Source organism: Flavobacterium polysaccharolyticum, from assembly GCF_038739875.1.
In the GTDB taxonomy this organism is placed as follows: domain Bacteria; phylum Bacteroidota; class Bacteroidia; order Flavobacteriales; family Flavobacteriaceae; genus Flavobacterium; species Flavobacterium polysaccharolyticum.
Map to the genome: position 1 here is coordinate 1 of NZ_JBCGDP010000031.1, position 26,005 is coordinate 26,005.

The 26,005-nt window shown below is 35.7% G+C and carries 20 protein-coding genes; 11 read left to right on the forward strand and 9 right to left on the reverse strand.

Annotation, left to right across the window (positions count from 1 at the left end):
• Positions 1-138 precede the first annotated feature (138 nt).
• A complete protein-coding gene (locus WFZ86_RS19100; protein WP_342693425.1) occupies positions 139-993 on the reverse strand; it encodes a CvfB family protein in 855 nt (284 codons plus the stop codon).
• A gap of 176 nt (positions 994-1,169) precedes the next feature.
• Between WFZ86_RS19100 and WFZ86_RS19105 the strand changes: the two genes are divergently transcribed.
• Complete coding sequence (locus WFZ86_RS19105; RefSeq protein ID WP_342693426.1) at positions 1,170-2,522, forward strand: M28 family metallopeptidase; 1,353 nt, start codon at positions 1,170-1,172, stop codon at positions 2,520-2,522.
• A 218-nt stretch (positions 2,523-2,740) separates the two neighbouring features.
• Here the strand turns inward: WFZ86_RS19105 and WFZ86_RS19110 are convergent, their stop codons facing one another.
• From WFZ86_RS19110 to WFZ86_RS19135, 6 genes are all read right to left on the reverse strand, one after another.
• On the reverse strand, positions 2,741-3,151 hold the full coding sequence (locus WFZ86_RS19110) for an ankyrin repeat domain-containing protein (RefSeq protein ID WP_342693427.1): 411 nt from the start codon (positions 3,149-3,151) through the stop codon (positions 2,741-2,743).
• A 230-nt stretch (positions 3,152-3,381) separates the two neighbouring features.
• Positions 3,382-4,137 carry a hypothetical protein gene (locus tag WFZ86_RS19115; protein ID WP_342693428.1) on the reverse strand — a complete coding sequence of 252 codons (756 nt, stop codon included), beginning with the start codon at positions 4,135-4,137 and terminating at the stop codon, positions 3,382-3,384.
• 227 nt (positions 4,138-4,364) lie between these two features.
• Positions 4,365-5,315 (reverse strand): phosphoribosylaminoimidazolesuccinocarboxamide synthase, encoded by a 951-nt coding sequence (locus WFZ86_RS19120; RefSeq protein WP_342693429.1) that lies wholly within the window; start codon positions 5,313-5,315, stop codon positions 4,365-4,367.
• Between the two features lie 82 nt (positions 5,316-5,397).
• On the reverse strand, positions 5,398-7,755 hold the full coding sequence (locus WFZ86_RS19125; protein ID WP_342693430.1) for a S9 family peptidase: 2,358 nt from the start codon (positions 7,753-7,755) through the stop codon (positions 5,398-5,400).
• Positions 7,756-7,827: 72 nt separating this feature from the next.
• Positions 7,828-8,643, reverse strand: a complete 816-nt coding sequence (locus tag WFZ86_RS19130; protein ID WP_342693431.1) for a Cof-type HAD-IIB family hydrolase — start codon at positions 8,641-8,643, stop codon at positions 7,828-7,830.
• Between the two features lie 100 nt (positions 8,644-8,743).
• On the reverse strand, positions 8,744-9,697 hold the full coding sequence (locus WFZ86_RS19135; RefSeq protein WP_342693432.1) for a PhoH family protein: 954 nt from the start codon (positions 9,695-9,697) through the stop codon (positions 8,744-8,746).
• Positions 9,698-9,805: 108 nt separating this feature from the next.
• On the opposite strand from WFZ86_RS19135, the gene WFZ86_RS19140 reads away from it, so the two are divergent.
• The 5 genes from WFZ86_RS19140 (at position 9,806) to dnaN (ending at position 14,680) form a co-directional block, all read left to right on the forward strand.
• Complete coding sequence (locus WFZ86_RS19140) at positions 9,806-10,633, forward strand: SAM hydrolase/SAM-dependent halogenase family protein (RefSeq protein WP_342693433.1); 828 nt, start codon at positions 9,806-9,808, stop codon at positions 10,631-10,633.
• 48 nt (positions 10,634-10,681) lie between these two features.
• The gene (locus WFZ86_RS19145) at positions 10,682-10,978 is read left to right on the forward strand and encodes a putative quinol monooxygenase (RefSeq protein ID WP_342693434.1); all 297 of its coding nucleotides are present in this window, start codon (positions 10,682-10,684) and stop codon (positions 10,976-10,978) included.
• A 69-nt stretch (positions 10,979-11,047) separates the two neighbouring features.
• On the forward strand, positions 11,048-11,773 hold the full coding sequence (gene gldF, locus WFZ86_RS19150; protein WP_342693435.1) for a gliding motility-associated ABC transporter permease subunit GldF: 726 nt from the start codon (positions 11,048-11,050) through the stop codon (positions 11,771-11,773).
• Complete coding sequence (gldG, locus tag WFZ86_RS19155; RefSeq protein ID WP_342693436.1) at positions 11,773-13,458, forward strand: gliding motility-associated ABC transporter substrate-binding protein GldG; 1,686 nt, start codon at positions 11,773-11,775, stop codon at positions 13,456-13,458. Before gldF ends, gldG begins: the two co-directional genes overlap by 1 nt.
• Before the next feature lie 103 nt (positions 13,459-13,561).
• Positions 13,562-14,680: a DNA polymerase III subunit beta gene (dnaN, locus tag WFZ86_RS19160; RefSeq protein ID WP_342693437.1), complete on the forward strand. Its 1,119-nt coding sequence runs from the start codon at positions 13,562-13,564 to the stop codon at positions 14,678-14,680.
• A gap of 296 nt (positions 14,681-14,976) precedes the next feature.
• Here dnaN and WFZ86_RS19165 read toward each other — a convergent pair whose 3' ends face one another.
• Together WFZ86_RS19165 and WFZ86_RS19170 are read right to left on the reverse strand one after the other, a co-directional pair.
• Positions 14,977-16,749 (reverse strand): MutS-related protein, encoded by a 1,773-nt coding sequence (locus WFZ86_RS19165; protein ID WP_342693438.1) that lies wholly within the window; start codon positions 16,747-16,749, stop codon positions 14,977-14,979.
• A 291-nt stretch (positions 16,750-17,040) separates the two neighbouring features.
• Positions 17,041-17,886: a universal stress protein gene (locus tag WFZ86_RS19170; RefSeq protein WP_342693439.1), complete on the reverse strand. Its 846-nt coding sequence runs from the start codon at positions 17,884-17,886 to the stop codon at positions 17,041-17,043.
• Between the two features lie 197 nt (positions 17,887-18,083).
• Here WFZ86_RS19170 and mnmE point away from each other — a divergent pair, with 197 nt between their 5' ends.
• The 5 genes from mnmE (at position 18,084) to WFZ86_RS19195 (ending at position 25,689) form a co-directional block, all read left to right on the forward strand.
• On the forward strand, positions 18,084-19,472 hold the full coding sequence (gene mnmE, locus WFZ86_RS19175) for a tRNA uridine-5-carboxymethylaminomethyl(34) synthesis GTPase MnmE (RefSeq protein WP_342693440.1): 1,389 nt from the start codon (positions 18,084-18,086) through the stop codon (positions 19,470-19,472).
• A 367-nt stretch (positions 19,473-19,839) separates the two neighbouring features.
• Entirely contained in the window at positions 19,840-23,058 is a 3,219-nt protein-coding gene (locus tag WFZ86_RS19180; RefSeq protein ID WP_342693441.1) for a LodA/GoxA family CTQ-dependent oxidase, read from the forward strand.
• Positions 23,059-23,060: 2 nt separating this feature from the next.
• A complete protein-coding gene (locus WFZ86_RS19185; protein WP_342693442.1) occupies positions 23,061-24,155 on the forward strand; it encodes an NAD(P)/FAD-dependent oxidoreductase in 1,095 nt (364 codons plus the stop codon).
• Positions 24,156-24,396: 241 nt separating this feature from the next.
• The gene (locus WFZ86_RS19190) at positions 24,397-24,756 is read left to right on the forward strand and encodes a hypothetical protein (RefSeq protein WP_342693443.1); all 360 of its coding nucleotides are present in this window, start codon (positions 24,397-24,399) and stop codon (positions 24,754-24,756) included.
• 174 nt (positions 24,757-24,930) lie between these two features.
• Positions 24,931-25,689 (forward strand): S1/P1 nuclease, encoded by a 759-nt coding sequence (locus tag WFZ86_RS19195; protein ID WP_342693444.1) that lies wholly within the window; start codon positions 24,931-24,933, stop codon positions 25,687-25,689.
• Positions 25,690-26,005 lie beyond the last annotated feature (316 nt).

Below are 26,005 nucleotides of genomic sequence, written 5' to 3' on the forward strand. Positions count from 1 at the left end.
TCACCAAAACAAAATTAAAATGAGAACCTATAAAACAAAAAACAGTAGCAAACCTGAGCTTGCTACTGTCTAAAATTGTAATTTAATTTTTTATTAATCCTGTATCACTTTTTCAGGACTAGACAATGCTGATTAAAATTATTCTTGAATCAAATAAATCCCGTCTTCTTTAATCTCAATTACTTTATCTCTGTACAAAGCACCAATGGCTTTTTTGAATGTTTTTTTACTCATCTTCAAAACAGTTTTGATGTCTTCGGGATGAGAATTATCATTTAAACGTAAGAAACCGCGACTTGCTCTTAATTCATTTAAAATCTTTTCAGCATTAGGTTCAATATTTTGATACCCTTGAATTTGTAAAGCCACATCTATTTTATTATCAGGACGAATATTTTTAATATATCCTCGCATTCTATCACCGGTACGAATCGAATCATCATAGACTTCATCTTTGTACAGTAATCCTTTATGTTTTTCGTTGATGATTACGTTAATCCCAATCTCGGTAATATGCGAAACGATTAAATCTACTTCCTCTCCTTTTTCAACTGTAAGCACATCATTACTCAAAAACTGATTGGTTTTACTAGAAGCAACCAAACGATTCGTTTTTTCATCCATGTACAAATACACCAAATAGCGCTTTCCTTTTTCCATAGGACGCGCTTGCTCTTTGAAAGGAACCAAAATATCTTTTTCCATTCCCCAATCCATAAAAGCTCCTACTTGGTTGATGTAGTTTACTCTTAACAAAGCAAATTCATTCAATAAAATATAAGGTTCTAAAGTGGTAGCAACAGGTCGTTGCTCATGGTCTAAATACACAAAAACAATCAATTCCTCTCCAATTTCAAATTCGTTTGGAACATATTTGTTAGGTAAAAGAATATCGTGTATACCTTCTGGATCTTGTTCTGGATTACCTAAAAACAAACCTACTTTGGTATCTCTTAAAATGGTTAGGGTATTGTATTTTCCTATTTGAATCATTTTTCTTATCATTTCTAAAGCGCAAAGGTACGAAGACTTTACTTTATTCTAGAGCTAAGCGTTGAGATTCTTCGATGTATCTTGTGAAGTTCACAGTTGTACAAGTGTTAATCTCAACATCAAAAGAGTAAAAAGTTTTTTATTTGTTTAAATTTGAAGAAATCAAACTAACTCCAATGAAACCAACTGTACTTTTTCAACTCTTTTTACTACTCTTTGTAGTTCCAAATTTACACTCTCAAATCACAACTTCCGACCCAGAAATCTTCAAAATGGTGAATGAAGTCAAAACCGAAAATCTTGAATCGATTGTAAAAAAATTAGTTTCTTTTGGTACGCGTCATACTTTAAGTGATACTAAAAGTAACACCCACGGAATAGGTGCTGCTCAGCGCTGGGTGAAATCAGAATTTGACAAATACGCATTGGCTTCCAATGGACGATTGACCTCTAAAATTGACTATTTCACTATCAAAGCCGATGGCAAAAGAATCGCTGTGGATAGCGAACTAGGCAACGTAATGGCAACGTTAAAAGGAACAGACCCAACGGATGATCGTGTTCTAATTATCAGTGGTCATTTGGATTCTCGTGCTTCAGATGTAATGGATGCCAAATCGGATGCACCAGGAGCCAATGATGATGGTTCGGGAGTAGCTTGTGTGATGGAATTAGCCAGAATCATGAGTCAAAGAGAATTTCCGTTTACCCTCATATTTGTAGCCGTAGTGGGTGAAGAACAAGGATTGTATGGGGCGAAACATTTGGCCGATATAGCCAAAGAACAAAAATGGAACCTAATTGCCATGCTTAATAATGATATGATTGGCAATAGTTTATCAAGCGGCACCCAACTGCGCGACAATACCCAAGTGCGCGTATTTAGCGAAACGATTCCTTATACCGAAACGGAGGCTGAAGCCAAAATGAGAAAAGCCACAAATCGCGACAACGATAGTCCTTCCCGACAATTGGCTCGTTATATCAAAACAGTGACCCAACAATATGTGCCTCAATTAGACATTCAATTGGTGTACAGAAACGATCGTTTTTTAAGAGGTGGAGATCATACTCCCTTTAGCCAAAATGGATTTACTGCCATACGTTTTTGTGAAATGAATGAGAATTATGATCATCAACATCAAAACGTTCGTAAAGAAAACAACATTCAATATGGCGATTTACCTGAGTTCATGGACTTTGAATACATGCATAAAGTAAGCTGCTCTAATTTGTCTACTTTCAGCAATTTAGCTTGGTCTCCAAAAGCACCAGAAAACGTCGGAATTGAAGTTAAAGAATTAACCAATTCATCCGTACTAGTTTGGCAAGTTCCCCAAGGAAAACCTGTTTTTGGATACAACATCTTAATAAGAGAAACGAGTGCTTCCCATTGGCAAAAAGTAGTTTTCACAAAAGACAACAAAATAGAAATTCCCTACTCAAAGGACAATTACTTCTTTGCCGTACAGTCTGTAGATGCTTTAGGACATGCTAGCTTGCCTGTATTTCCAATTCCGATTCGTTAAATAATATAGAAGAATAGCTGAAAATCAAAAAGAATATATATTTTTGGAATCTTAAAAAACAAATCATGAGAAACTCAAAATACTTAAAAGTAGTAGTCATTGTTTTAATCGTTCTTTTTCTGGTTGCAAGTGTAATCGGTTAAAACTATAGATTATAAGTAAACGCAAAGAAGCGGCCTCGATGAGACCGCTTCTTTTTTGATTGATGATTGATGCTATTAACGCTGAGCCAAGGCATTTTCTTTATTCAATTGAAGAAAAACATAAGCTTCTTTAGCATTCGATAATTGTGCATATTTTAAAGCATCAGCACCAAAACTTGTTTTTTCTTCCACTTTTGCTCCTTTGGCAATTAGCAATTTCATGATTTCGACTTTGTTGTAGCGTGCTGCAATCATTAAAGGTGTTAAGCCATATGATTTTTCATTGACATCAGCTCCAAATTCGATTAATTTTTTGATGAATTCCAAATCCCCTTTATAGATTGCTACGTGCAAAGGTGTTGCTTCTCCATAATTTTGAACTTTGTTTTCAAGTGTTGCTACTGGTCTAAGGTTTGCAGCTTCAACTGTTGTTGCAAAACTTGATAATACTACTACTAATCCTAAGTAAATGATTGATTTTTTCATGATGATTGTGATTTTTGATTATTGATTGATGATTAAAATTCTATTCAAAAGTAAGCTTTTTTCATATACATGTATTACAAGGTACTATTTATTAACTAATAATTAACTTGTTATTTAAATATCTGATTTTTTAAATAACACTAAATTAAACCAACCTACAACTATAGACGTTACCCAATGGTTAATGTTACATCACGTTAAATAAATTAACTTTTATTTTGCTTTTCAACTTATTGATTTGATTCAATAATGGTATTATTTAAGTAATCTGTTATTGCAAAACTCTCTTCAGTTAAAAGATGCGGAGGAGTCACGATTGGTTCGTCAAACATTTGTAAAGTTTCAATCCAATTAAAGTCTAGGGAGAGTTCTGATAAAGCACTATCCTCCCCTACTACACTAAAATCCAAGGTATTGTTGACAGTAGTTCTAGATGGTAAAACAATAACTTCATCATACATTGTTAAGGTATTGATCCAATTAAAATCTAATGCTTTTATTTCACTCTCTTCGGTTTCTTCGATGATTGCGTTCTCTTGACATACAACAGCTTCAAAAGAAATCTCTTTATTGGATAAAACAGGTACTTCAATTGCTTCTTCTGTAGCTAAAAAAGTGTTGATTCCATTATCATCTAAAGTTAGCGTTTCTTCATTTTCATTTTCTTCAATGATAGCACTTTCAAAAGACCATTTTTTTTCAGTTGTTGGAACCAAAGTAAAAACAGTAGGTGTTTCTTCTAAAACAAGTTCTGGTTTTGCAATTACTAAAGTACCTTTCTTTTTGCTATCAAAACTTGTTTTAGCCAATTGAACTTTTGTAAAATCTGCTATTGCTTTTTGGTTTTCATTTGATTTGGAAATTGAATTTATTCTGATGGTTTGTCTACTTCTAACTTTACCAAAATTATTTTTTTCCAAACGAGTTTCTAAAGTTGAAATTAATACTACTGATGCTGCTACTGTGTAAATGATTGATGCTTTCATGATTTTTATTTTTTTAGTTTTTTGATTTGTTGTTTTAAATAATAATATCCTATGCAAATATATATCTTTTAAACAGTATCTTGTTTTGCATAGTACCTATTTTTAACAAATTATTAACATTATCAAATCACAAACCCTTAAAAACAAGGACTTTAATAAAAATTAAAAACAAAAAAGCCCCACACTTCTAAAGCATGGGGCTTGTATATATAGTATTAAGTCCTATTTTACTGTTTCAAATAGTTCAAAACATTGTTTTCAATACGTTCGTTAATATTTGTAATATCAGCTTTTACGAACTTTTCACCAATAATATTTTCATACAATTCGATGTAACGATCAGAAACTGATTCAATATATTCATCTGTCATTTCAGGAATTTGCTGTCCTTCTTTGCCTTGAAATCCATTTTCAATCAACCAACGACGCACAAACTCTTTCGACAACTGCTTTTGCTCTTCTCCTTTATCCTGACGCTCTTGATAGCCTTCTGAATAAAAATAACGAGAAGAATCTGGGGTATGAATTTCATCAATTAAAACGATTTGTCCCTCTTTGGTTTTACCAAACTCATATTTAGTATCTACCAAAATCAAACCTCGACTTTCGGCAATTTCAGTACCTCTTTGGAACAAAGCACGAGTATACTTTTCAAGTACTACATAATCTTCCTCAGTCACGATACCGTTTGATAAAATAGCTTCTCTTGAAATATCAGCATCGTGCTCACCGTTATCTGCTTTGGTGGTAGGTGTAATAATTGGCTCTGGAAATTTATCATTTTCCTTTAAGCCTTCAGGCATTGCTACTCCGCAAAGTGTTCTTTTGCCAGCAGCATATTCACGAGCCGCATGTCCCGAAAGATATCCACGAATCACCATTTCTACTTTGAAAGGAGTACACAAATGCCCCACCGCCACACTCGGATCTGGCGTTGCTACTAACCAATTAGGCACAATGTCTTTAGTCAATTCCATAAACTTGGTTGCAATTTGATTTAGAATTTGCCCTTTGTATGGAATGCCTTTGGGTAAAACTACATCAAAAGCTGATAATCTATCGGTAGCGACCATTACTAATAGATCATCATTGATATTATACACTTCACGAACTTTACCGCGATACACGGATTTTTGATTCGGAAAATTAAAATTGGTAGTCGTAATCGTTGTACTCATTGTGTTGTATGTTGTGTGTTTTTTTAAGAACGCAAATTTAAAACTATTTCTAGGAGCAAGCAAAGAAAAGCGTTGGTATAATTTACTTACTCTCTTTTTTTCCGATAGTTGATTCGAACAATTGTAGAATTCTGCTGTATTCATCTACCCATGAATAGGTTTCTCTAAAACCATGGGCTTCCACTGGGAAAGAAGCTAAACTCCAGTTTTTCTTTCCTAGTTCGATAAATCGTTGAGAAATACGAACGATATCTTTGTATTCTACATTGTCATCTACCATTCCATGCAGCATTAATAAATTACCTTCTAACTTATCTGCATAATAAATTGGGGAACTTTTTTGAAAAGCAACAGGATCAGTTTCAGGGAAATTTAAAATATTACCTGTATAACCATGATTATAATGTGCCCAATCGGTTACCGAACGTAAGGCTGCTCCCGAAGCAAACTCTTTTGGAGTCGTTAGCATCGCCATCAAAGTAATAAATCCACCATAGGATCCGCCATAAATCCCTACTCTATTCGGATCAATTCCGTATTTGTCTACCAATACTTTTTTTCCATCCACATGATCTGAAAGGTCTTTTCCTCCCATAAAACGATAAATACCTGTTCTTACATCTCTTCCATACCCATCACTACCTCTGTAGTCAATATCCAAAACAGTGTAACCTAAATCGGTCAACAAATTATGAAACATGTATTCCCTATGATAATTACTCCAATAGTTGTGTGCGTTTTGTAAATATCCCGCGCCATGCACAAAAATTACCGCAGCGGTATTGGCTTTAGCCACTTCAGGTTGGTACAATCTTGCGTAAACGGAAGTACCATCTTGTGCTTTATAGGTTATCACTTCCGGTTTTCTCCACTTGTAGCTTTTGAAAGCTTCGGATGTTGAGCTTGTAATAGCACTAAGCTTTGCGTTTTTCACATTAGAAGCTACATACAATTCCCATGGTTTATCTTTATAAGAATAACGAACCAATAAGGTAGCTTCATCTGGAGACATACTTACTTCATGGGCTCCATCGGCAGTCAGTATTGGTTGTAGAACCGTATCATTAACATTCAATTTATAAAACTCACGATTTCCAGGATGCGTGGTATTGGTTGATAGGTAGAATATTTTTTTATCTTTTGATAAGGTTACGTCACGAACTTCCCATTTACCGCTAGTCAATTGCGTTTTCTTTTTTGTTTTTAAATTATAGGTATACAAATGAGAAAAACCTGTAGCCTCTGATTGAAAATAAACAGTTTCATTATCATACAAGAACCCTAAATTCCCAGAGCCAAATGAATAAGAAGGAATTCCAGGACCACCAATCCAAGCCACGTCATGTTGATGATCTATCTCTTCGAAAGTTCCGTTTGCTAAATTAAGATTTACTAACCAACGATCTTTGTTATCTTGACTTCTGATTTCTACCACAGCCAAAGAACCCGTTTCATTATACACTGGATCTTGAGCAATAATTAATTTATCTTCTTTCTCTTTCTTTTTTAGATTATCATACAATGCATAATATTCTGGTTGCTCCTTGATATGTGATAATTTTGAAAAACTAATCATATATATTGTGTCTTTTGCCACATTATAAATTCCCATTCTAGAATTTACTAAGTTTTTGACAGACACTTTCTCTTTGGTATCTGGTGATTGATTATATCCGTCAGCAGTGATAAAAACTTCCATTTTTTCACTTTTATTTTTAGCTTCTTGCGTCAGTCTAAAAGTTGCAAACCTACCATCAGGGCTCATTTTGAAAGCTCCTAAATCATCTTCTCCGTACCAATATTCTTTAGGAAAATCAGATTTAATAGCCTTAGCTCGATCTGCATTCCATTTCTTTTTGGCTTCTTGATCTCTAATGAATTGAAAAAGTTCTGCTTGTTGTGTTTTTAAAAATGATTTTTCCTCCTCTTTTTTAGGTTTTGAAATTCCTTTTTTGAAGTTAGTCAACTGAAGTAATGTTCCTGCTTTGGTATCGAACTGCATCAGATTATCATTTTGTTCAAAAAACAAAACACCCTCCTTGCTTCCTAGTTCTAAATTAGCAATTGAAGCAGTACTAGCATATAGTTTTTTGGTCACTTTATCTTTTATCACATAGGAAAAAATAGCGCCTTTATTGCTATAATATCCAATAGTACCATTCTTGTTGATTTTGATATTATATCGCGAAAAAGCAGCTTCTTCGGGTGTGGCTAGTTTTGGTGCTGTGGCTCCTTTTTGCCAGAAATAAGTACTTGCTCCCCATTCTTTGTTGGGATTCCATTCAAAAAATACTTTTTGCCCATCTAAAGACCAACGTGGATTTTCGGGTTGCCAACCAATGAAATCATTTCCTTTCATGATTTCTTCTAATTTAAGCTGTTGAGCTTGAACAAAAAAAGTGGCAAATAAACCAAAAGCTACTAGTGTGTTTTTTATCATTCTGAATTGTATTAAACTATTTATTGTTGGTATGAATTAAATTCTTGAATTAGGTTTAAAAAAAGAGTAAAACTATCTTAAAATATTTTGAGCGATATAATCTGCTACCGCATTGTCATTATTAGAAGCTATCACTTCCAAATGTTTCAGTTTGTTTTTTAAAGTATCGGGAGCATTTTGCATGATCAATCCTTTGGCTACAGCATCTAACATTTTTTCGTCATTAAATCCATCTCCAAAAGCAATGGTGTTCTCAAATGTAAAACCTTCTTTATGTAGTATTCTTCCAATGGCGACACTTTTGTCTACCGACTTATCCATAAACTCCAAGCAAAAAGGCAAACTGAAAGCATGACAAAGATAGTCCGAATGAGTCTCCAGAATTTGATCTTTCAAATCTTGTAACACTTCATGGCTATCATGAGTAAAAAATAGTTTTATAGCACTATAATCTCTTAGAGTACTAAAATCGACTACTTCAGGCGGATAGGATAAATCCCGCTGAAAACTATTGATTTTCTTATTCGTTTTGGATGTTAGCCAAACTTCTTCTTTAAAAAGTACCGTAGTAATAGTGGGGTCAATATCCAATTGAAAAACAGAAGCAACAATCTCACTCTTAATATCATAAGCAAACAAAAGCTCCTGATTTGGGGAATGAATCCTTGCACCATTTGAAGTCACTAAATACAAAGGAATATCTAATCCTTTGATAATTGCCTGAGCATCTATATGATGTCTCCCTGTTGCAATGATAATGGTATAACCATTTTGATACAATTGATGGAATACGGCTTTGGTCTCTGGTGTGATTTGGTGATTTGAATTGAGTAAGGTACCGTCTAAATCCGAGACGATTACTTTGATGTTTGAGTGTGTATTCTTCATTATAAATCCCTCTACTTCCTTTTTTTTGAATAAATAACAAAGCGAAAAGAAAAGCATGAAACGGGCTTATTCTTTTCGCTTGTCTAACTAAATTTAAAAGCTAATAATCATTATTTTCAATCTGCTTGTAAGCATCAATTACTTTTTTAACCAAACGATGACGAACAATATCTTTATCATCTAAATAAATAATTCCAATGCCTTCTATATCTTTCAAAACCAACAAGGCTTCTTTAAGTCCTGAGATGGTTCGTCTTGGTAGATCCACCTGTCCTGGGTCGCCTGTAATCATGAATTTGGCACATTTTCCCATACGTGTGAGGAACATTTTCATTTGTGAATGAGTGGTGTTTTGTGCTTCATCCAAAATAACAAAAGCGTGATCTAAGGTTCGACCTCTCATGAATGCCAAAGGAGCAATTTGGATAATCCCTTTGGTAATATAGTCTTCTAATTTTTCATTAGGTAACATATCACGTAACGCATCATATAAAGGTTGCATGTACGGATCTAGCTTTTCTTTCATGTCACCTGGTAAAAAACCTAAATTTTCTCCAGCTTCTACAGCAGGTCTTGTCAATATGATTTTTTTGACTTGCTTTTCTTTTAGTGCCTTTACAGCCATTGCGACACCCGTATAGGTTTTTCCTGTTCCAGCAGGTCCAACAGCAAACACCATATCGTTTTTATTCAACGTATCTACCAACAATTGTTGGTTTGGCGTCATGGCTTTGATAATCTTTCCTCCTACTCCATGCACTAAAATCTTGTCGTAATCAGCCATTTTGCGATTGTCTTGAGCGTCATTCATAATGACTCTTTCAATTACATTCAAATCGATGTTGTTATATCTGGTAAAATGCAACATAAGTCGATGGAATTGCTTTTCAAATTCATCTAAAACTTCTTTTTCTCCAAAAGCTTTTAAGGTAGACCCTCGAGCCACAATTTTAAGCTTGGGATAATATTTTTTAATCATTTCAAGATGAGTATCTTGAGCGCCCCAAAAGTCTTTTGGAGCAATATCAACAAGCTCGATGGTTCTTTCGTTCAAAATGGAGTATTTTTTTAATTAAAAATAATAGCTGAAATTAGTAGCTTTGCATATCTCAAATTTAAGCAAAATAGGTTTAAAATTCCCGAAATAGTTATAAACAAAATTATGTCAATAATTACTCTTACTACCGATTACGGCTTAAAAGACTACTTTGTAGGCGCTCTTAAGGGTAAGATATTAACGACAAATCCAAACCTTACTATAGTCGATATATCTCACGAAATTGACCCATTCAATATTGTGGAGGCTAGTTACATCTTGAGTGCAGCTTACGGCAGTTTCCCGAAAGGAACCGTTCATTTAATTGGTGTAGATATCGAATTGAACAAAGAGAATCAACATATTGCTATGCAATGGAACGATCATTACTTCATTGCATCCGACAATGGTATTTTGAGCATGTTATGTCAAAAAATAGTACCTCAAAAAATAGTCGCTATCAACATCCATGACCGTTTGCATCATGGCGCATCAGATTTGGATGTATTTGTTCAAGTTGGCTGTCATTTGGCTAGCGGAGGACTACTAAATGTGATTGGAAAAGAAATACAATCCATTAAAGAGGTGACCGAAATGCAAGTGACCCTAAATGATCAAGGCTCACAATTATCAGGTTCTGTTATGTACATAGATCATTTTGGTAATGTGGTGAGCAATATTACCAAAACTCAATTCACAGAAGCCGCCAAAGGAAGAGCCTTCGAGATTATTTTAAAAACCAAAAGCATCAAAACAATTGTACCTAATTATTCGGCAATCGCCGTTTCTGATAAATATCCAATCAAATACTATGAAGGAGAAAAACTGGCGCTCTTTAACGAAGCAGGTTATTTAGAAATTGCTATTTATCGCAGTAATCCCTCAAAAGTTGGATCAGCACATAGTTTATTGGGTTTAAATTATAGAGACACCATAACCATCAAGTTTTCTTAAAGTAAGTTTTTCAAAGAAATTAATACATTTTAAATATATAAAATCTACATGTTTGTACGAATCGTAAAATTGAGTTTTCATCCAGAGCACAGAGTAGCTTTTTTGTCCAATTTTGAAGTAATGAAGCACCAAATTCGAAATGCGCCTGGCAACCGTTTATTAGAATTATATCAAGACAAATCCGATGAAAATGTGTTTTTCACTTATAGTTATTGGGAATCAGAGGCCGACTTAGAAAACTATAGACAATCGGCTTTATTTAATGAGGTTTGGACTTTTACCAAAAAATTATTCAACGCCAAACCCGAGGCTTGGAGTGTAGATAAAATAGTAAGTTTAGCTTAAATTTGCTGGTTTATATCAACCGCAATAAATACTTACACCGTTAACCTCTTGTAATAAAAAATTTAAAAAATGAAATCAATCGTAATTAGAGAAATAAAATCCTTTTTTGGCTCCCCTGTGGGCTATTTGGTCATTGCCTTATTTTTACTCATTAATGGTTTATTCCTTTGGGTATTTGAAGGAGATTATAACATTCTCAATTCCGGCTTTGCAGATATGACACCTTTTTTTACAGTATCTCCATGGATTCTACTTTTTTTGATTCCAGCAGTAACTATGCGCAGTTTTTCGGATGAAAAAAAACAAGGTACCTTAGAATTGTTATTGACCAAGCCCTTGAGCATTTGGGAAATTGCAAGCGGTAAATTTTTTGGAGCGGTACTTTTGATTGTACTTGCGATTTTTCCCACCTTGCTCTATGTTTATATCATCTCGAGTTTAGGATTCCCAGAAGGCAATATTGATATGGGAAGTACCATTGGTTCCTATTTTGGACTACTTTTCTTGATTGGCGGCTATACCTCAATTGGTATTTTTACTTCCACACTTTCTGAAAACCAAATTGTAGCGTTTATTATCGCCGTATTTTTGAGTTTTGTGTTTTATTTTGGTTTTGATGGATTGGCCAGTGTTTTTAACGGATGGAGTTCTTACATCACATTTTTTGGTATGCAAGATCACTTTAAGAGTATGAGTCGTGGCGTTTTGGATACTCGTGACATTCTTTATTTTGTCAGCCTTACTATTTTATTTTTATCCTTTACTGTTTTTAACTTAAAATCTTTTAAAGCGTAATGAAGAACTCTAAAAAAAACAATCTTACTCAGCTTCTGTATATTGTTGTGGTATTACTAGTTTTACAGGTAATTGGCTATTTTTTCTTTTATCGTTTTGATTTAACCAAAGACAAAAGATACACCCTTTCAGCTACTTCATTACACATCCTCAAAGAAGTTCAAAATCCTTTGGCAGTAAAAGTGTACATGCAAGGAGATTTACCCGCAGAATTCAAGCGTTTGCAACAAGAAACCAAGCAAATTCTAGAAGAATTTCAAGCTTACAACAGCAATATTGTGTTTGAATTTGTTGATCCTATGGAAAATCAAGAAGAAAGTATGGATCTGATTAAAGATTTGTACCGAAAAGGATTAACTCCTATTAACATCACTGTTGACGATAAAGGAAAACAATCCCAAGCCTTAGTTTTTCCATGGGCTATTGCTACTTATGACAATAAAGAAGTTTCGATTCCATTACTTAAAAACCAAATGGGAACCTCTACTACTCAAAAAGTAATAGGTTCGGTTCAGCATTTAGAATATTCCTTTTCGGATGCTTTCAATAAAATTACCAAAGCCAAACAGAAAAAAGTTGCCATTATCAAAGGAAATGGAGAATTAAAAGAAGCCTTTATTGCTAAATTTTTGTTACAAGTAAGAGACAGTTATTTTATTGCTCCATTTACACTTGACTCAGTAGCAAAGAATCCTGAGGGAAGTTTACAAGCATTAAAAGAATATGATTTAGCCGTAATTGCAAAGCCATCAGAAGCTTTTAGCGAAAGTGAAAAACAAGTTTTAGATCAGTACCTAATGAATGGCGGAAAAACGATTTGGTTGGTAGATCAGGTTGTTGCAGAAATGGATAGTTTATACAATCCATCTGGAGCGAGTCTTGCCTATCCAAGAGACTTGAATGTAAATGACTTATTCTTTAAATATGGTGTTCGTATTAACCCAGATTTGGTAAAAGACGAGCAAGGTAGCCCGATACAATTGGCTTCTGGAGAACCTGGTAGTGCTACCCGTTTTCAACAATTCAACTGGAAATATGCACCATTGGTTACTCCAACGAGCAAGCATCCCATTGTAAAAAACTTAGGCGGTATCAAATTTGATTTTGCGAATTCTATTGACACGCTCAAAAACAAAATCAAAAAAACGGTTTTATTGCAATCGTCTCCCTATTCTAAACGTATAGGAACTCCAACGGCCATTAACTTATCAATGGTTTCCGAAAGCACTAGCCCTGCTGACTATCCCAATACTGGTGGGATTCCGATGGCTGTTTTATTAGAAGGCTCTTTTCATTCTGCTTTCGAGAATCGAATAAAAGCCTTTGAACAAGCTAATTTTCAATCCACTAGCCAACCTACCAAAATGATTGTAATCTCAGACGGTGACATCCTTCGCAACCAACTGGATAAAAACCAACTACCTGTAGAGCTAGGCTACGATCAACGCTCAGGAAATCTCTACGATAACAAAGATTTTCTGATGAATAGTGTAAATTACTTGTTAGATGATAGTGGACTTATTAACATTAGAAGCAAAGATTTAGATCTTCCCTTATTGGATAAAGAAAAAGTATATGCCAATTACACTTACATCCAAGTCCTAACTATCGGGCTTCCAATTCTAATTTTAGTAGTTTTCGGGGTACTATTTACCTATCTTCGTAAACGCAAATATGCCCGTTAAGTGTTAATAAAAAAATTAAAAATGTAAACTAGTTTAAGATATATTTGTAATCAGGTATTCTAGCCTAGTTATTATAGAATCCAAAAAAAATAAAACAATACAGATGAAATTTATAGTATCGAGTTCGTACTTATTAAAACAATTGCAAGTATTAGGTAGTGTAATCAATAGTAGCAATACCTTACCTATTTTAGACAACTTTTTATTTGAATTAGACAATAACCAATTGACGGTTTCAGCTTCTGATTTAGAAACTACCATGTCTGCTTCATTAGCAATTGATTCCACCAGTAAAGGAAGTGTTGCAGTACCAGCTAAATTACTTTTAGAAATTTTAAAAACGTTCCCAGAACAACCTTTAACATTTACTGTAGAAGAAAATAGCACTATAGAAATTAGTTCTAATTCTGGAAAATATGCCTTGGCTTATGCGCCTGGTGATGAATTCCCAAAAGCTGTTAGTCTTGACGAACCTTCAGTAACCCTTGTTCCTGCTGATGTTCTAGCAACAGCTATAAGTAAAACTATTTTTGCAGCAGGTAACGATGATTTACGTCCAGTAATGTCGGGAGTATTTTTTCAGTTCTCACCACAAGGATTAATTTTTGTAGCAACAGATGCCCATAAGCTAGTAAAATATGCTCGTACAGACGTTACCGCTTCTGAAGTAGCTGATTTTATTATGCCAAAAAAACCATTGACTATTTTAAAAAGTATTCTTTCTGCTTCAGATGCTGAAGTTAAAATTGAATACAATGATAGCAATGCCACTTTTTCTTTTGACAATTACATTTTGATGTGTCGTTTAATCGACGGAAAATACCCAAATTACGAAGCGGTTATTCCAAAAGAGAACCCAAACAAGTTAATCATCGATCGTACTTTGTTCTTAAGTTCAGTGCGTCGTGTGGCTATCTTTTCTAACAAAACAACTCACCAAATTCGTTTGAAAATTGCTGGTGCCGAATTAAACGTATCCGCAGAAGATATTGATTACTCCAACAAAGCTGAAGAGCGTTTGACTTGTGATTACCAAGGAGACGATATGCAAATTGGATACAACTCTCGATTCTTAACTGAAATGTTGACCAATCTTCAATCAGATATGATTATGCTTGAAATGTCTTTACCAAACCGCGCTGGGATTTTAACTCCAGTAGATGGCTTAGAAGAAGGCGAAACCGTTACTATGCTTGTAATGCCAGTAATGCTTAATAGCTAATCAACACCATTTTAAACTAACCAAAACCAATACTATTTCTTGAATCCGTAACTCCTAACCAGTTTTACGGATTTTTTTTTTTGGAGCAGAAAGAACGGGATTTTCTACAAGCATCGTCCCGCTCTTCGCTTCAATCTTTATTGCCGAACCCCGGCAACAAAGGATTTCCACTACGATCGGGGCTAAAAGGCAAAATTATTCTTCTTTGCCCGCTCTTCAAAAAAACTAAAACTATAAACCAACGGATTAAAATCCGTTGCTACAATATAAATCGTTCCTACGGAAGGAACTGAGGACTAGATGACACCCATCTTTTTCATCAAAAAGGTAGCACTCTTGTTTTGGCAAATGCCTTCTCGCAATTGGTAATCGAAATGCAATTCGTCGTCTTTAATTTCGACTTCGAAACATTTATTCGTTAAAATTTGAGGAAATTCGTTGGTAGTCAAACACACTTCAATATCGTGGGTCGCAATTGCTCCAATCGCTTTCTTTGCAATTACTTTTTTGACCACCTCAATCGTTCCGCTGCGCTTGTCATCGGAATTCGTACCACGTAAAATTTCATCCAATAAAACAAAGGCAGGACTTTCGTCCAAGCCATCCATAATTTGTTTGAGTCGCTTAATTTCGGCAAAAAAGTAGGATTCACTGTCCGATAACGAATCCGATAATCGCATCGATACCAACACCGGTAAAGGATGCACATTCGCTTGTATAGCACAAACAGGCGCTCCCATTCCAGCCAAAACCATATTGACTCCCAAGCTTCGCAAAAAAGTACTTTTACCCGACATGTTAGAGCCTGTCAAAATTATAAAGGATTGTGGATGAAAAGCTATTGTATTCCCTACTCTAGTTTTCGGATTCAATAGCGGATGGCTCAGACTTTCGAAAGCAATTTTATACTCTTCATTCAATATTGGAAAAGCAAAATCAGGATTATTGAAGGAAAAATTAGCTAGACTATTGAGCATTTCAAACTCACCAATTACATTCAAATCGTTTTCAAGATTCGTAGCATGTTCTTTTTTCCACTGCAAGCATGCCTTTAAGATATGAATGTTAAAAAGAAATAATCCATTAAAAAGAACTGACACTATCAAATTGTTGGTACTATCTAACTTCGAAAAAATTGAGGATAAGGTCTTTATTTTAGTACTAACTTGAACCCCATCCACCATCAAAGCCTCTTGCAACTGTTTGCATTTAACAGCGCTAAAATCCTCATTTTCAATTTTCAAGAAAAGCTGACTATAATTATCTAACATTGTATTGATTTCAGAAGAATGTGCGTTTTCAGCCATGATTCTTTTCACATAGCTGCCAGAAAGTACTAAGTTCACCACAAATAAAAAGGAAAAATACTTCAGCCAAATAGGGTTAAAAGTAACTAGGTAACCCATTACGAATCCAATCAAAACTATGGGTAAACCATACGATAACACGGTTACAACTTTAGAAACTTCCTTTGTATTAAAACTGCACCATTGCAATAATCGTGTATAACTGTATTTATTGTCTTGCCCTACTCTTGCTGTGGCCAAAAAACTTTGACGCCAATCTACTTTTTCGCGCAACTCTTTTGTCGCTTCCTGAATTTGCTCAATCGCTGTAGCCGAATTTGCTGTTAACAGATGAGAAGCTAAGATTTTTTTTCCCATGAAAGTTCCAGTACGATTCAGACTTTGAAATAAAGACTGTTGACCAAAAATATCCAAATCATAAGCATACGGATGATGAAAATCATTGTACTCGATGCCGTCTTCAAAAGGAATGTTTTTGCGTGCTAAAAAATCAATTTCATCAGCATTTATTGCTACTAAAGCTTGAGCAATTTTCTTCTGGTACGCCACCCGAGTATGCCAACGCATTAAAACAAAAAAAGCTGCAACAGCCAAAACACCTAAAACGACTAAGAGGCTGCTATCGTTTTTTTGATACCCATAAATAGCCAAAATCAATACCAAGACTGATGCTAAACGCCCAAGACTGATACGATTGTAGTGTTGTTGTAGTTGTTTTACTTGAGCTTCATAAATTTCTTTTTTTTGTATGTAGATTTCCATCGGTTTATTGTAATATGAAAAGCAAATATAAGTGTTTTCAAAAGTATTGGAGAAGAAATAAACAAAACACAAATTGCACAAATTATCATAGATTAAAACTTTATGAATTTATGAATTCGTGGCCAACAAAATACGACTTGCTATGCGTGAGGGATTGAAGTGGAGCTCTTTTTTTATCCCTTTTTTTCAAGGGATAAAAAAAAGCGGGAACGTAAAGCCCGACCCGACCTTTTTCGGGAGGGGCACGCCCAAATTAAAATACTTTCTCTTAACTATACTTTTGTTTGTTTATTAGGCTAAAGTCGTGTCGCTTTGTAATGCCAAAATTGGAATCTCGGAATAATCGGAAAATTTTCGGGTGAGACTTGGACTAAATAATTCGACAAAAAAGTTGCGTTTGTAGGTCACCATGGCCAGAACATCGATACTTTTTTGAGACACAAAATCAATGATGGTGCCTTGCACATCCTCAAGCGGAAGAATCGTAAACTGTACTGGTTCGTTGGCGAAATGAGTTTCCCATTCTTTGATGGTTTCTGGTTTCACATCAGATTGATTGGTTTTTACGTACAAACATTTTACTTGTGCTTTAGTTTTTTTGGCAATACTGCAAACTAATTCTAAGGCTTTTTTATCTTTTTCTCTAAACTTAGTCGTGAAACCAATGGTTTTTATTTTATGATAAGTAGCCGTGACGGGAACACTCAGCACCGGAACTGAAACAGCGGACAACACAGAACCTGTATTGGTACCCACAAAGAAGGTTTCCCAACCCGTAGCTCCAGCGGTTCCCATGACCACAAAATTGATATTTTCTTCTTTAATGGCATTTTGAATAGTGGTAACTAAATCGCCATCCATCAAACGATGGGTGATTTTAACTTTTGCCAAACCTTCTTTTTCAGCTATAGCTCTCAGCTTTGGAATTTCGTCTTTGAACGCATCAAATTCTGCCAACTGTAGTGATTCGTAAATCATATAATAGTTGTCTGGCGTGAACTGACTGTCTACTATTGGGAGCTGAAAAGTATGTAATAATACTAATTCTCCATCGACTACATCAGCCAAATGCAGGGCATGAACAAATGCATTCGTAGCCACTTCTGAGAAATCTGTTGGAAATAATATCTTTTTCATAGTAAATACAGTTTTAGAAATTACTTTTTAAATGTTGTTTAAATTTAAGAAATGTTTAGGCGAAGTCGACTGATATTTGTCAGTTTACCATATATTTAACTATAAGATAATACTTCACTAACAAGTACCAAGGCTTGTCAGTAGTAATTGCAAAGCCAATACTTTTGCTTACTTTTGCATGCAAATAGACAACTCACATGATTCCAAACGATTCTATAGTTGCTTTAGCTACTCCTTCAGGTGCTGGAGCCATTGCCATCATTCGTATTTCTGGTCAAGATGCCATTCAAATTGGTCATTCTATTTTTCGTTCTATCAAAAACAAAGACTTGACTACCCAAAAAACACATACGCTGCATTTGGGACATATTATGGATGGAGAGAAGACCTTGGACCAAGTATTGGTTTCGATTTTTAAAGGGCCTAATTCTTATACTGGAGAAAATACAATTGAGATTTCCTGTCACGGTTCTACGTATATTCAACAACAAATTATTCAATTGTTATTGCGTAAAGGTTGCAGAATGGCTGATGCCGGTGAATTTACGCTAAGAGCATTTTTAAATGGAAAACTAGATTTATCCCAAGCCGAAGCCGTTGCCGATTTGATTTCTTCTGACAACGAAGCGAGTCATCAAATTGCGATGCAGCAAATGCGTGGAGGTTTCTCGAACGAAATTGCCAAATTAAGAGAAGAGCTATTGAATTTTGCATCCTTAATCGAATTGGAATTGGATTTTGCAGAAGAAGATGTAGAATTTGCAGACAGAACTCAATTTCACGAATTGGTCAACCGAATTGAATTTGTATTGAAACGTTTGATTGATTCTTTTGCAGTAGGAAATGTTATTAAAAACGGAATTCCAGTGGCCATTGTAGGTGAACCGAATGTTGGAAAATCGACCTTATTAAATGCTTTGCTAAACGAAGAAAGAGCCATTGTTTCGGAAATTGCGGGTACCACTCGTGATACCATTGAAGACGAATTGGTGATTGGTGGCATTGGCTTCCGATTTATTGATACGGCTGGAATTCGCGAAACCAAAGATTATGTTGAAAGCATTGGCATTCAAAAAACTTTTGAAAAAATTGAACAAGCGCAAGTAGTCATTTATTTAAGCCCCCTAACTCCCAAAGGAGGAACTTTGGATAACGTGAAATTGGAACTTGAAAAAATAAAAAATCAGTATCCGTTAAAACCTTTGGTGGTGATCATGAATAAAAAAGATTTATTATCCGAAAATGAAATTCAAAACATTCAAAACCAAATTCCAAATATCCTTTTAATTTCCGCTAAAAATAAAGAAGGTATCGAGAATTTAAAGAATCAATTACTTTCGTTCGTAAACACTGGAGCGCTAAGAAATAACGAGACAATAATAACGAACACAAGACATTACGACTCTTTACTTAAAGCTCTAGAAGAAATTCAGAAAGTGAAATTTGGGCTAGAAACCAACCTGTCCAGTGATCTTATGGCGTTGGATATTCGTGAAGCCTTGTATCAATTCGGACTCATCACAGGTCAAGTTACGAATGATGAATTGCTAGGAAATATATTTGCTAATTTCTGTATCGGGAAATAGGTTTAACAAAACATCACAAACTAAAACAAAGCGTCCCAATTAAAATGTTATAAAATTGCATTTTAATTGGGATTTTACTTTCTATTTATTTAGCTTTATTTAAAGATAGATTAATGATGAGAAAAAGGAAAACAACAAATATAATCTTATTCAAAGAAAGCCATATATTAATTCTATTTCAGCATGATGTGAATAATTTGCTAAGAACAGGTAAAACTACCTATACTCGTTTTCAGGATAAATTTTAGATTTGTAAGGATCTACTACCAAATAGAAGCTAACTATTGTGCTATTTTGACTGTGATAGCATCAGATAATATATGCGACTTACCGCTAAATAGTGTAACAAACCAAATAATTACTAAATATGGACAACAAAAAACGAATCATTGAAAAACCTACTGCAAACAACGTAAAATGTTGGGATAGTAGTGGCAGTACTGAAATTGTGACACAACGTCTTAAAGAGATGTTTGTAGAAATGGGTCAAAAAACCCGAATTGAAAAAGGGCAAAACCCAGCCGAACGTGCTGTTTTTAGAAAGCAACATGGTATCACTTATGGACAATTCGTAATCAATGAGGATATTCCTGAAAAATTCAAAAAAGGTATTTTTGCTGGCTCTCTTTATGATTGTGCTATTCGTTTCTCTAGTGATACAGGAACTACTTCACCTGACTTACATTCTACTATTGGTGTGGGTTTGAAATTGTTTGGAGTGGAAGGACCAAAGCTTTTTGGAGAAGGCCCTACTGCCGATTTCATTTTTCAGAATATCGATCGCTTTTTTGCCCGTGATGCACAGCAAATGTGTACGTTTACTACTGCTGGTGTTATTGATAGGGATTATGATACGTATATCAACAAACATACTGAATTAGCTAGTATTTTACAAGCGATGCAGAAAGAAGAAGCAAGTGTGTTAAGTACTAGCTATTGGGCTATTTTACCTTTTCAATTGGGAGAAAATCAAATTGTAAAATACCGTTTGGTTCCAGATGACACCTATAAAGGAGCTCCTTTTGATGATGATAATTATTTACGACTGGATTTAGAAAAACGCTTACGTAATGGAGCTGCTACTTTCAGATTTGAAATCCAATTACGTACAAACGAAGCAACCATGCCTCTTAACGATGCACAGGTAGTTTGGAGTACAGAGGAAAGTCCATACATCTGTATTGCTAAGTTACATTTACCCCAACAAGATGTAACTGCGATTGGTCAGTCTGAATTTGGAAGTAATCTTTCATTCAATATTTGGAGGACTTTAGAAGCTCATAAACCTTTAGGTTCAATTGCAGAGGCTCGCAAAACAGTTTATGCTGCCAGTGCTGAAGCCAGACATCAGGCCAATGGACAACAGCTACAGGAACCTAAAGAAATAAATCCACATTTTAGAGGCAATACAGACGAGGATAGTACTTGTATTGTTCGAGCTGGTATTTATCCTCCTATTGGCGTGATGCGTGTGGGAAATAGTGAAGAAGAGTATTTTATAGGTCCTTTAGTAGACGAACCAGAAGCAAAAGAGGATGTTTATGCGTATCGCGATAAAACCGGAGCGATAAAACGTCAGGCCGCACAGTTTCGCATTTATGGTTTCAATGCTGCTGGAAAAGCAATTAAGGAGTTGACTATGGATAATGCTAAAATTACTTGGCACTCGCATTTGGCCAATCAAAAATCATCTTGGTATCAATTCCAAATTGCCTTAGATATTCCGGATGCATCCGATCCTAATGTTCCACCTTCCTTACTAAGAAATATTGATGTAAAAGACCGGAGTCAGTTATTGATTGATGGTGGAAGAGAAAGCATTTCAAAACCTAATGTCACTGAAGGGAAAAAATTCACAGGGAAGTTTATGGGCGAATCGGTTTATTTAGGAGAAATGCATACCGACGAAAAAGGGCGCTTAGTGATGCTGGGAGGTCATGGTAAATCGAAAAATATCAATGGTGACAGAGCCATTACTTTTGCCAATAACGAAGGTTGGTATGATGATATGTCAGATGGTCCTGTTACCGCAACAGTAGAATATGAAGGAGTAGCTCTCAATGTAGATCCTGCCTGGGTGATTTGCGCACCACCTGATTATGCCCCTATGCAAAAATCGGTTCGTACTATGTGGGATTTAATGCGTAGTGTTGCTGTAGAATCAGGAATGTTAGTAAGACCAGCAAGACCTTCTTTCTGTAAAGACATCTTGCCTATTTTTGAAAGAATGACCAATTTACAATGGGTAAATGCTGGATTTGCTGCTGCTTTTGGATGGGGTGGACAATTTAATTATACCAGTTTAGCATGGGTAAAAAAACTAAATGATCCTTCTTCTGCCAACTTAGAAATGCGTCGTACTATTTCCAATAATTTCCGTAGGTTTGATCAATCTGGTGCTGAAGCTCCACAGTTATGGCCTTGGCTATATGGTGATGCAGTTGCCATTCCTTCACAAGGTTCAGTGCGTCAACATTCCACCTTATCGCATTTGCAATTGGAGTTTTTAGACCAATGGGTAAAAGGTGATTTTGATGCCGATTTTGTAGATACAACAGGCTGTCCTTATATCCCCCCTGTTAAAAAAATTGATGATTATCCTATTGCCGAACAACCCGATATACTAACCAAGGCGGCCATGGATTTCTGCTTGGCAGATGCTTTTCATCCGGGTTGTGAAATGACTTGGCCTATGCGAACTTCTGGGATGTACATGGCTCCTTTCCGATTGAAGCACGCTCCTAAAACACCAAAAACCGATTATCATTACTATGGGTCTACTATGAATAGTGATGTCTTGACTTTACCAGCTGGTCCTTTATTAGGTGGTCAGGTGCCAGGTGGTGTGACGAGATGGATGGCTATTCCCTGGCAAACTGATACGGCAAGCTGCCGAGATGGTTATACGACGGCATACGATCCTTACTTACCAACATTTTGGCCTGCCAGAGTTCCTAATAATATTTTGAGTGAGGAACGTTACAAAGAAACTTTAGATCCTCGCTTAGCAGAAGAAACCCGTAGAGAAGCTTTTGCATATCGTTATTTTTGGCTGGATGATCTGCCTTTAGATGGAGAGGCACCAACACAAACCAATCAGATCAATGCAATGGTGAAGTATTTTGACAAGTTAGCAATTGTCCAGCCGCGTCCAGGTGTGCCTGATAATCCTAATTTTCCACCAGAAATGCAGATTGGTGTAATTCCAAATGAAGAACAAAACCAACTGTTGTTACAAGAGGTAGAAGTCCGATTAAGAAAAATCTTAAAGGACAATAAACAGTTGGACAAGAAAGAAGAATCTTTATTACATACTACTTTGGAACATTTGTCTAAGGAAGGTTTGTTTACTGAACAAATTGTAATAGAAAATACTCGCAAGCAATTGTTAGAATTGATTCAGGACGAACTGATTAAGAATGAAGTTCTAACGAGCGAAGTTAAAAAACTAATTGATTTATTAGCTTCTAAAGCACATAAATTCACTAAAACAAGAACTGTTCCTCATTCCAGACAAGCTCGAAAAGAGGTTGGTGTTCCTGAACAGTTGGTTCGTTTCCAGCGTTTTATTCCAAAAAAACATTAGATTTGGTAACAGAAAAAACAGATATAGTAATAATAGGTGGTGGCATTGCAGGTTGCATTGCCGCCATTTCTTTGATAGATAGCTATCAGGTAACATTAGTAGATAAACTTCATGAACCTACTGAGCGCATTGGAGAATCATTAGCTCCTGCTTCGCAACGCATTCTAAAACAATTGGATGTATTGGAGGGTTTGGAAAACCAAGTAGGCACTTTGTACCGGAAAAGTGTAGGTATGCAGTCCTATTGGGGAAGCAATCAAGTACATCTTGTAGACGATTTAAGAAATCCTGATGGTTTTGTTAAAAATTTGGACCGCCAAGCTTTTGAAACCTATCTGAGAAAGACTGCCGAAGCACGTGGAGCTCATTGTTTATGGGGTTCTAAACTGCATAGTAGTTCTTATGAAAATTCTCGTTGGCAGCTGCAATTAAGAGCTAGTGATACCTCTTTATCTATTTCAACGATTTCTGCATCTTTTGTCATCGATGCTAGTGGGCGTCAATCACATTTTGCAAAGAGTTTGGGTATTAAACGACAAGTGGAAGATCAATTGCTTGCTTGCTGGGTTACTTTGCCTAACAGCAGAACAAATACCATGAGTACCATTTCTGCCAGTGAAAACGGGTGGTGGTACAGTGCTGTCATTCCTAATGACAAACGGGTGGTGGCTTTTCATACCGATGCTGATTTAGTGCCAAAAAATGAATTAAAAACAACTGCCTCATTTTTGCAATTGGCAAAAGAAAATCCTGTTATTTTGTCTTTATTAAGTGAACATGAAAATGCTATTGCTTTTAAAGGTACGGTTGCGGCTAATTCCACTAAATTAAAGCAAGTTTCTGGGCAACAATGGGTTGCTATAGGCGATGCAGCACTAAGTTTTGACCCATTATCTTCTCAAGGTATGTACAATGCAATGGCTAGTGCCATGCAACTACAAGCTTTACTATTACAATATGGGTTTACTGAAACACTTCAAAAAACACATACAGAACAAACTGAGCATATTTGGCACCATTACCTAAAGCACAAAAGTATTTTTTATCAAGCGGAAACCAGGTGGAAAACAGCGGCTTTTTGGGAGAGACGGTTATGATGATTTTCGTTTACAACTACGTTAAATTTTGTATAATAGTGCCACTATTCTATAAAATTTGTCTTGTTTCGCTCAAAATTTTTAAATAATAAATCTCAAAAACAAAACTTAGACAGGCTTTTGGACTTGCTAAGAAATCTTTTAGTTTAGCATTTTAATAAACTAACTTTTGATAAAGATCGTACTCCTTATGTACACTATTTAAACCAGTAAATACAAAGACTATAACTTTAAATAATAAATGACACCACAAGATTTAATCGGAACCTACTCCATTACAGGAAGCAATCAAGAAGCGAACAATACTATTACTTATCAAGGTATTTTAACACTAACACTTGACGAGTATGACCGCATTCAAGCCCATTGGTTGATTAACGATGAACAAGTGCAAACCGGTTCTGGATTTTTCAAAAACAATATTTTAGTGCTTAATTTCAAATATAAGGGAGATGACAAAATCACCTACAAAGGTGTTGCGGTTTATCAATGCATTACCAAAGATATTTTGGATGGTTTTTGGTCTGAAAAACACGGCGACCCACGCTATTTGGGCACAGAATACGCTTTACGAATCAAAAGTTCCGAATTTCTTAACTAAATCTTAGCTTTTGTAACCATTGGAATGTCGTCAAAACTTGGCTCAATTCCTTACTTTTGCCCTCCAATTATTTTATCCTATGAAATCGCCATTAACAACAGGTTTGTTGTAAACAAACACCAATAAGCAAAAGGCGATACCGTATATGACCGCTTAAAAATAAATTTTACATATATGAAAAAACACATTACATTCCTAGTATTAGCCGCTTTATTCATCACGCAATCGAGCTTTGCTTGGGGCAAAAAAGGACACGCCTTAGTGGCCGAAATTGCCTTTACCTATTTAGACCCTTCCGTACAAACCATAGTGACAAAATACCTTAACGGTCGCTCAATTCAGGATGCCGCCAATTGGATGGACGAACTTCGGGACGACCACTCCTACGACTACCTAAAACCCTATCATTATGTCAATTTTGACAAAGGCGTAAAAGTAGTCAACCACGAAGGAGACAATATCATTTTCCGATTGACACAAACCATACAGGAACTAAAAAACTACAAAAAACTCTCTGACGAAGACGCAAAAATGAAAATCTGCATCATTTTTCACTTGGTGGGCGATTTACATCAACCGCTGCATGTGGGTTTTGGTACAGACAAAGGCGGAAATACCCAACAAATAAACTACAACGGAAAAGGCACCAACCTGCATTCTTTTTTTGATAGCGGCATCATCAACGCCAGAAACATTTCGCTCAACGATTGCTTGACGCTCAACACCTATTCAAAACACCAAATCAAACGCTTGGGCAAAATCAATACCGTAAAATGGGCCAAAGAATCTCGAAGCTACTTGCCTAGCATTTACGATTACAAAAGCAATGTCATTCCCGAAACCTATGTAGACACCCAAGCCCCAATCATCAAAAAACAATTACTGCATGCCGGACTTAGACTAGCCGCAGTACTTAGCTCGATTTTTGGTTAATTCATTTTCGTTTTCAAAAAGTAAGCTTGCTATTTTTTAGGAGCAGCTCGTTTTTTTGCGTACCACACGAGTCGTCCCGCTGTACGCTATATCTTGCTGTGCGAACCCCGCACAGCAAGGATGCCGCTACCATCGGGGCTAGACTAGAACGTTTAGTTTTGATAAACAAAAAAAGAAGCATAGTTTTACCAGAGCCACTGAAAAACCACGTCAATTTTGATAGACCTCGTTTTTAGATAAAAAAAACGCTTATAATTGGATTTTAATCTTCCTTTTATAAGCGTTTTTCCTTTGTGATTAATTTTTTAATGGGATT

What these genes read in the sequence shown, in the direction of transcription:
- WFZ86_RS19100 (WP_342693425.1), bottom strand. Translation starts at nt 993, where the DNA reads ATGATTCAAATAGGAAAATACAATACCCTAACCATTTTAAGAGATACC.
- WFZ86_RS19105 (WP_342693426.1), top strand. Translation starts at nt 1,170, where the DNA reads ATGAAACCAACTGTACTTTTTCAACTCTTTTTACTACTCTTTGTAGTT.
- WFZ86_RS19110 (WP_342693427.1), bottom strand. Translation starts at nt 3,151, where the DNA reads ATGAAAAAATCAATCATTTACTTAGGATTAGTAGTAGTATTATCAAGT.
- WFZ86_RS19115 (WP_342693428.1), bottom strand. Translation starts at nt 4,137, where the DNA reads ATGAAAGCATCAATCATTTACACAGTAGCAGCATCAGTAGTATTAATT.
- WFZ86_RS19120 (WP_342693429.1), bottom strand. Translation starts at nt 5,315, where the DNA reads ATGAGTACAACGATTACGACTACCAATTTTAATTTTCCGAATCAAAAA.
- WFZ86_RS19125 (WP_342693430.1), bottom strand. Translation starts at nt 7,755, where the DNA reads ATGATAAAAAACACACTAGTAGCTTTTGGTTTATTTGCCACTTTTTTT.
- WFZ86_RS19130 (WP_342693431.1), bottom strand. Translation starts at nt 8,643, where the DNA reads ATGAAGAATACACACTCAAACATCAAAGTAATCGTCTCGGATTTAGAC.
- WFZ86_RS19140 (WP_342693433.1), top strand. Translation starts at nt 9,806, where the DNA reads ATGTCAATAATTACTCTTACTACCGATTACGGCTTAAAAGACTACTTT.
- WFZ86_RS19145 (WP_342693434.1), top strand. Translation starts at nt 10,682, where the DNA reads ATGTTTGTACGAATCGTAAAATTGAGTTTTCATCCAGAGCACAGAGTA.
- gldF (WP_342693435.1), top strand. Translation starts at nt 11,048, where the DNA reads ATGAAATCAATCGTAATTAGAGAAATAAAATCCTTTTTTGGCTCCCCT.
- gldG (WP_342693436.1), top strand. Translation starts at nt 11,773, where the DNA reads ATGAAGAACTCTAAAAAAAACAATCTTACTCAGCTTCTGTATATTGTT.
- dnaN (WP_342693437.1), top strand. Translation starts at nt 13,562, where the DNA reads ATGAAATTTATAGTATCGAGTTCGTACTTATTAAAACAATTGCAAGTA.
- WFZ86_RS19165 (WP_342693438.1), bottom strand. Translation starts at nt 16,749, where the DNA reads ATGGAAATCTACATACAAAAAAAAGAAATTTATGAAGCTCAAGTAAAA.
- WFZ86_RS19170 (WP_342693439.1), bottom strand. Translation starts at nt 17,886, where the DNA reads ATGAAAAAGATATTATTTCCAACAGATTTCTCAGAAGTGGCTACGAAT.
- mnmE (WP_342693440.1), top strand. Translation starts at nt 18,084, where the DNA reads ATGATTCCAAACGATTCTATAGTTGCTTTAGCTACTCCTTCAGGTGCT.
- WFZ86_RS19180 (WP_342693441.1), top strand. Translation starts at nt 19,840, where the DNA reads ATGGACAACAAAAAACGAATCATTGAAAAACCTACTGCAAACAACGTA.
- WFZ86_RS19190 (WP_342693443.1), top strand. Translation starts at nt 24,397, where the DNA reads ATGACACCACAAGATTTAATCGGAACCTACTCCATTACAGGAAGCAAT.
- WFZ86_RS19195 (WP_342693444.1), top strand. Translation starts at nt 24,931, where the DNA reads ATGAAAAAACACATTACATTCCTAGTATTAGCCGCTTTATTCATCACG.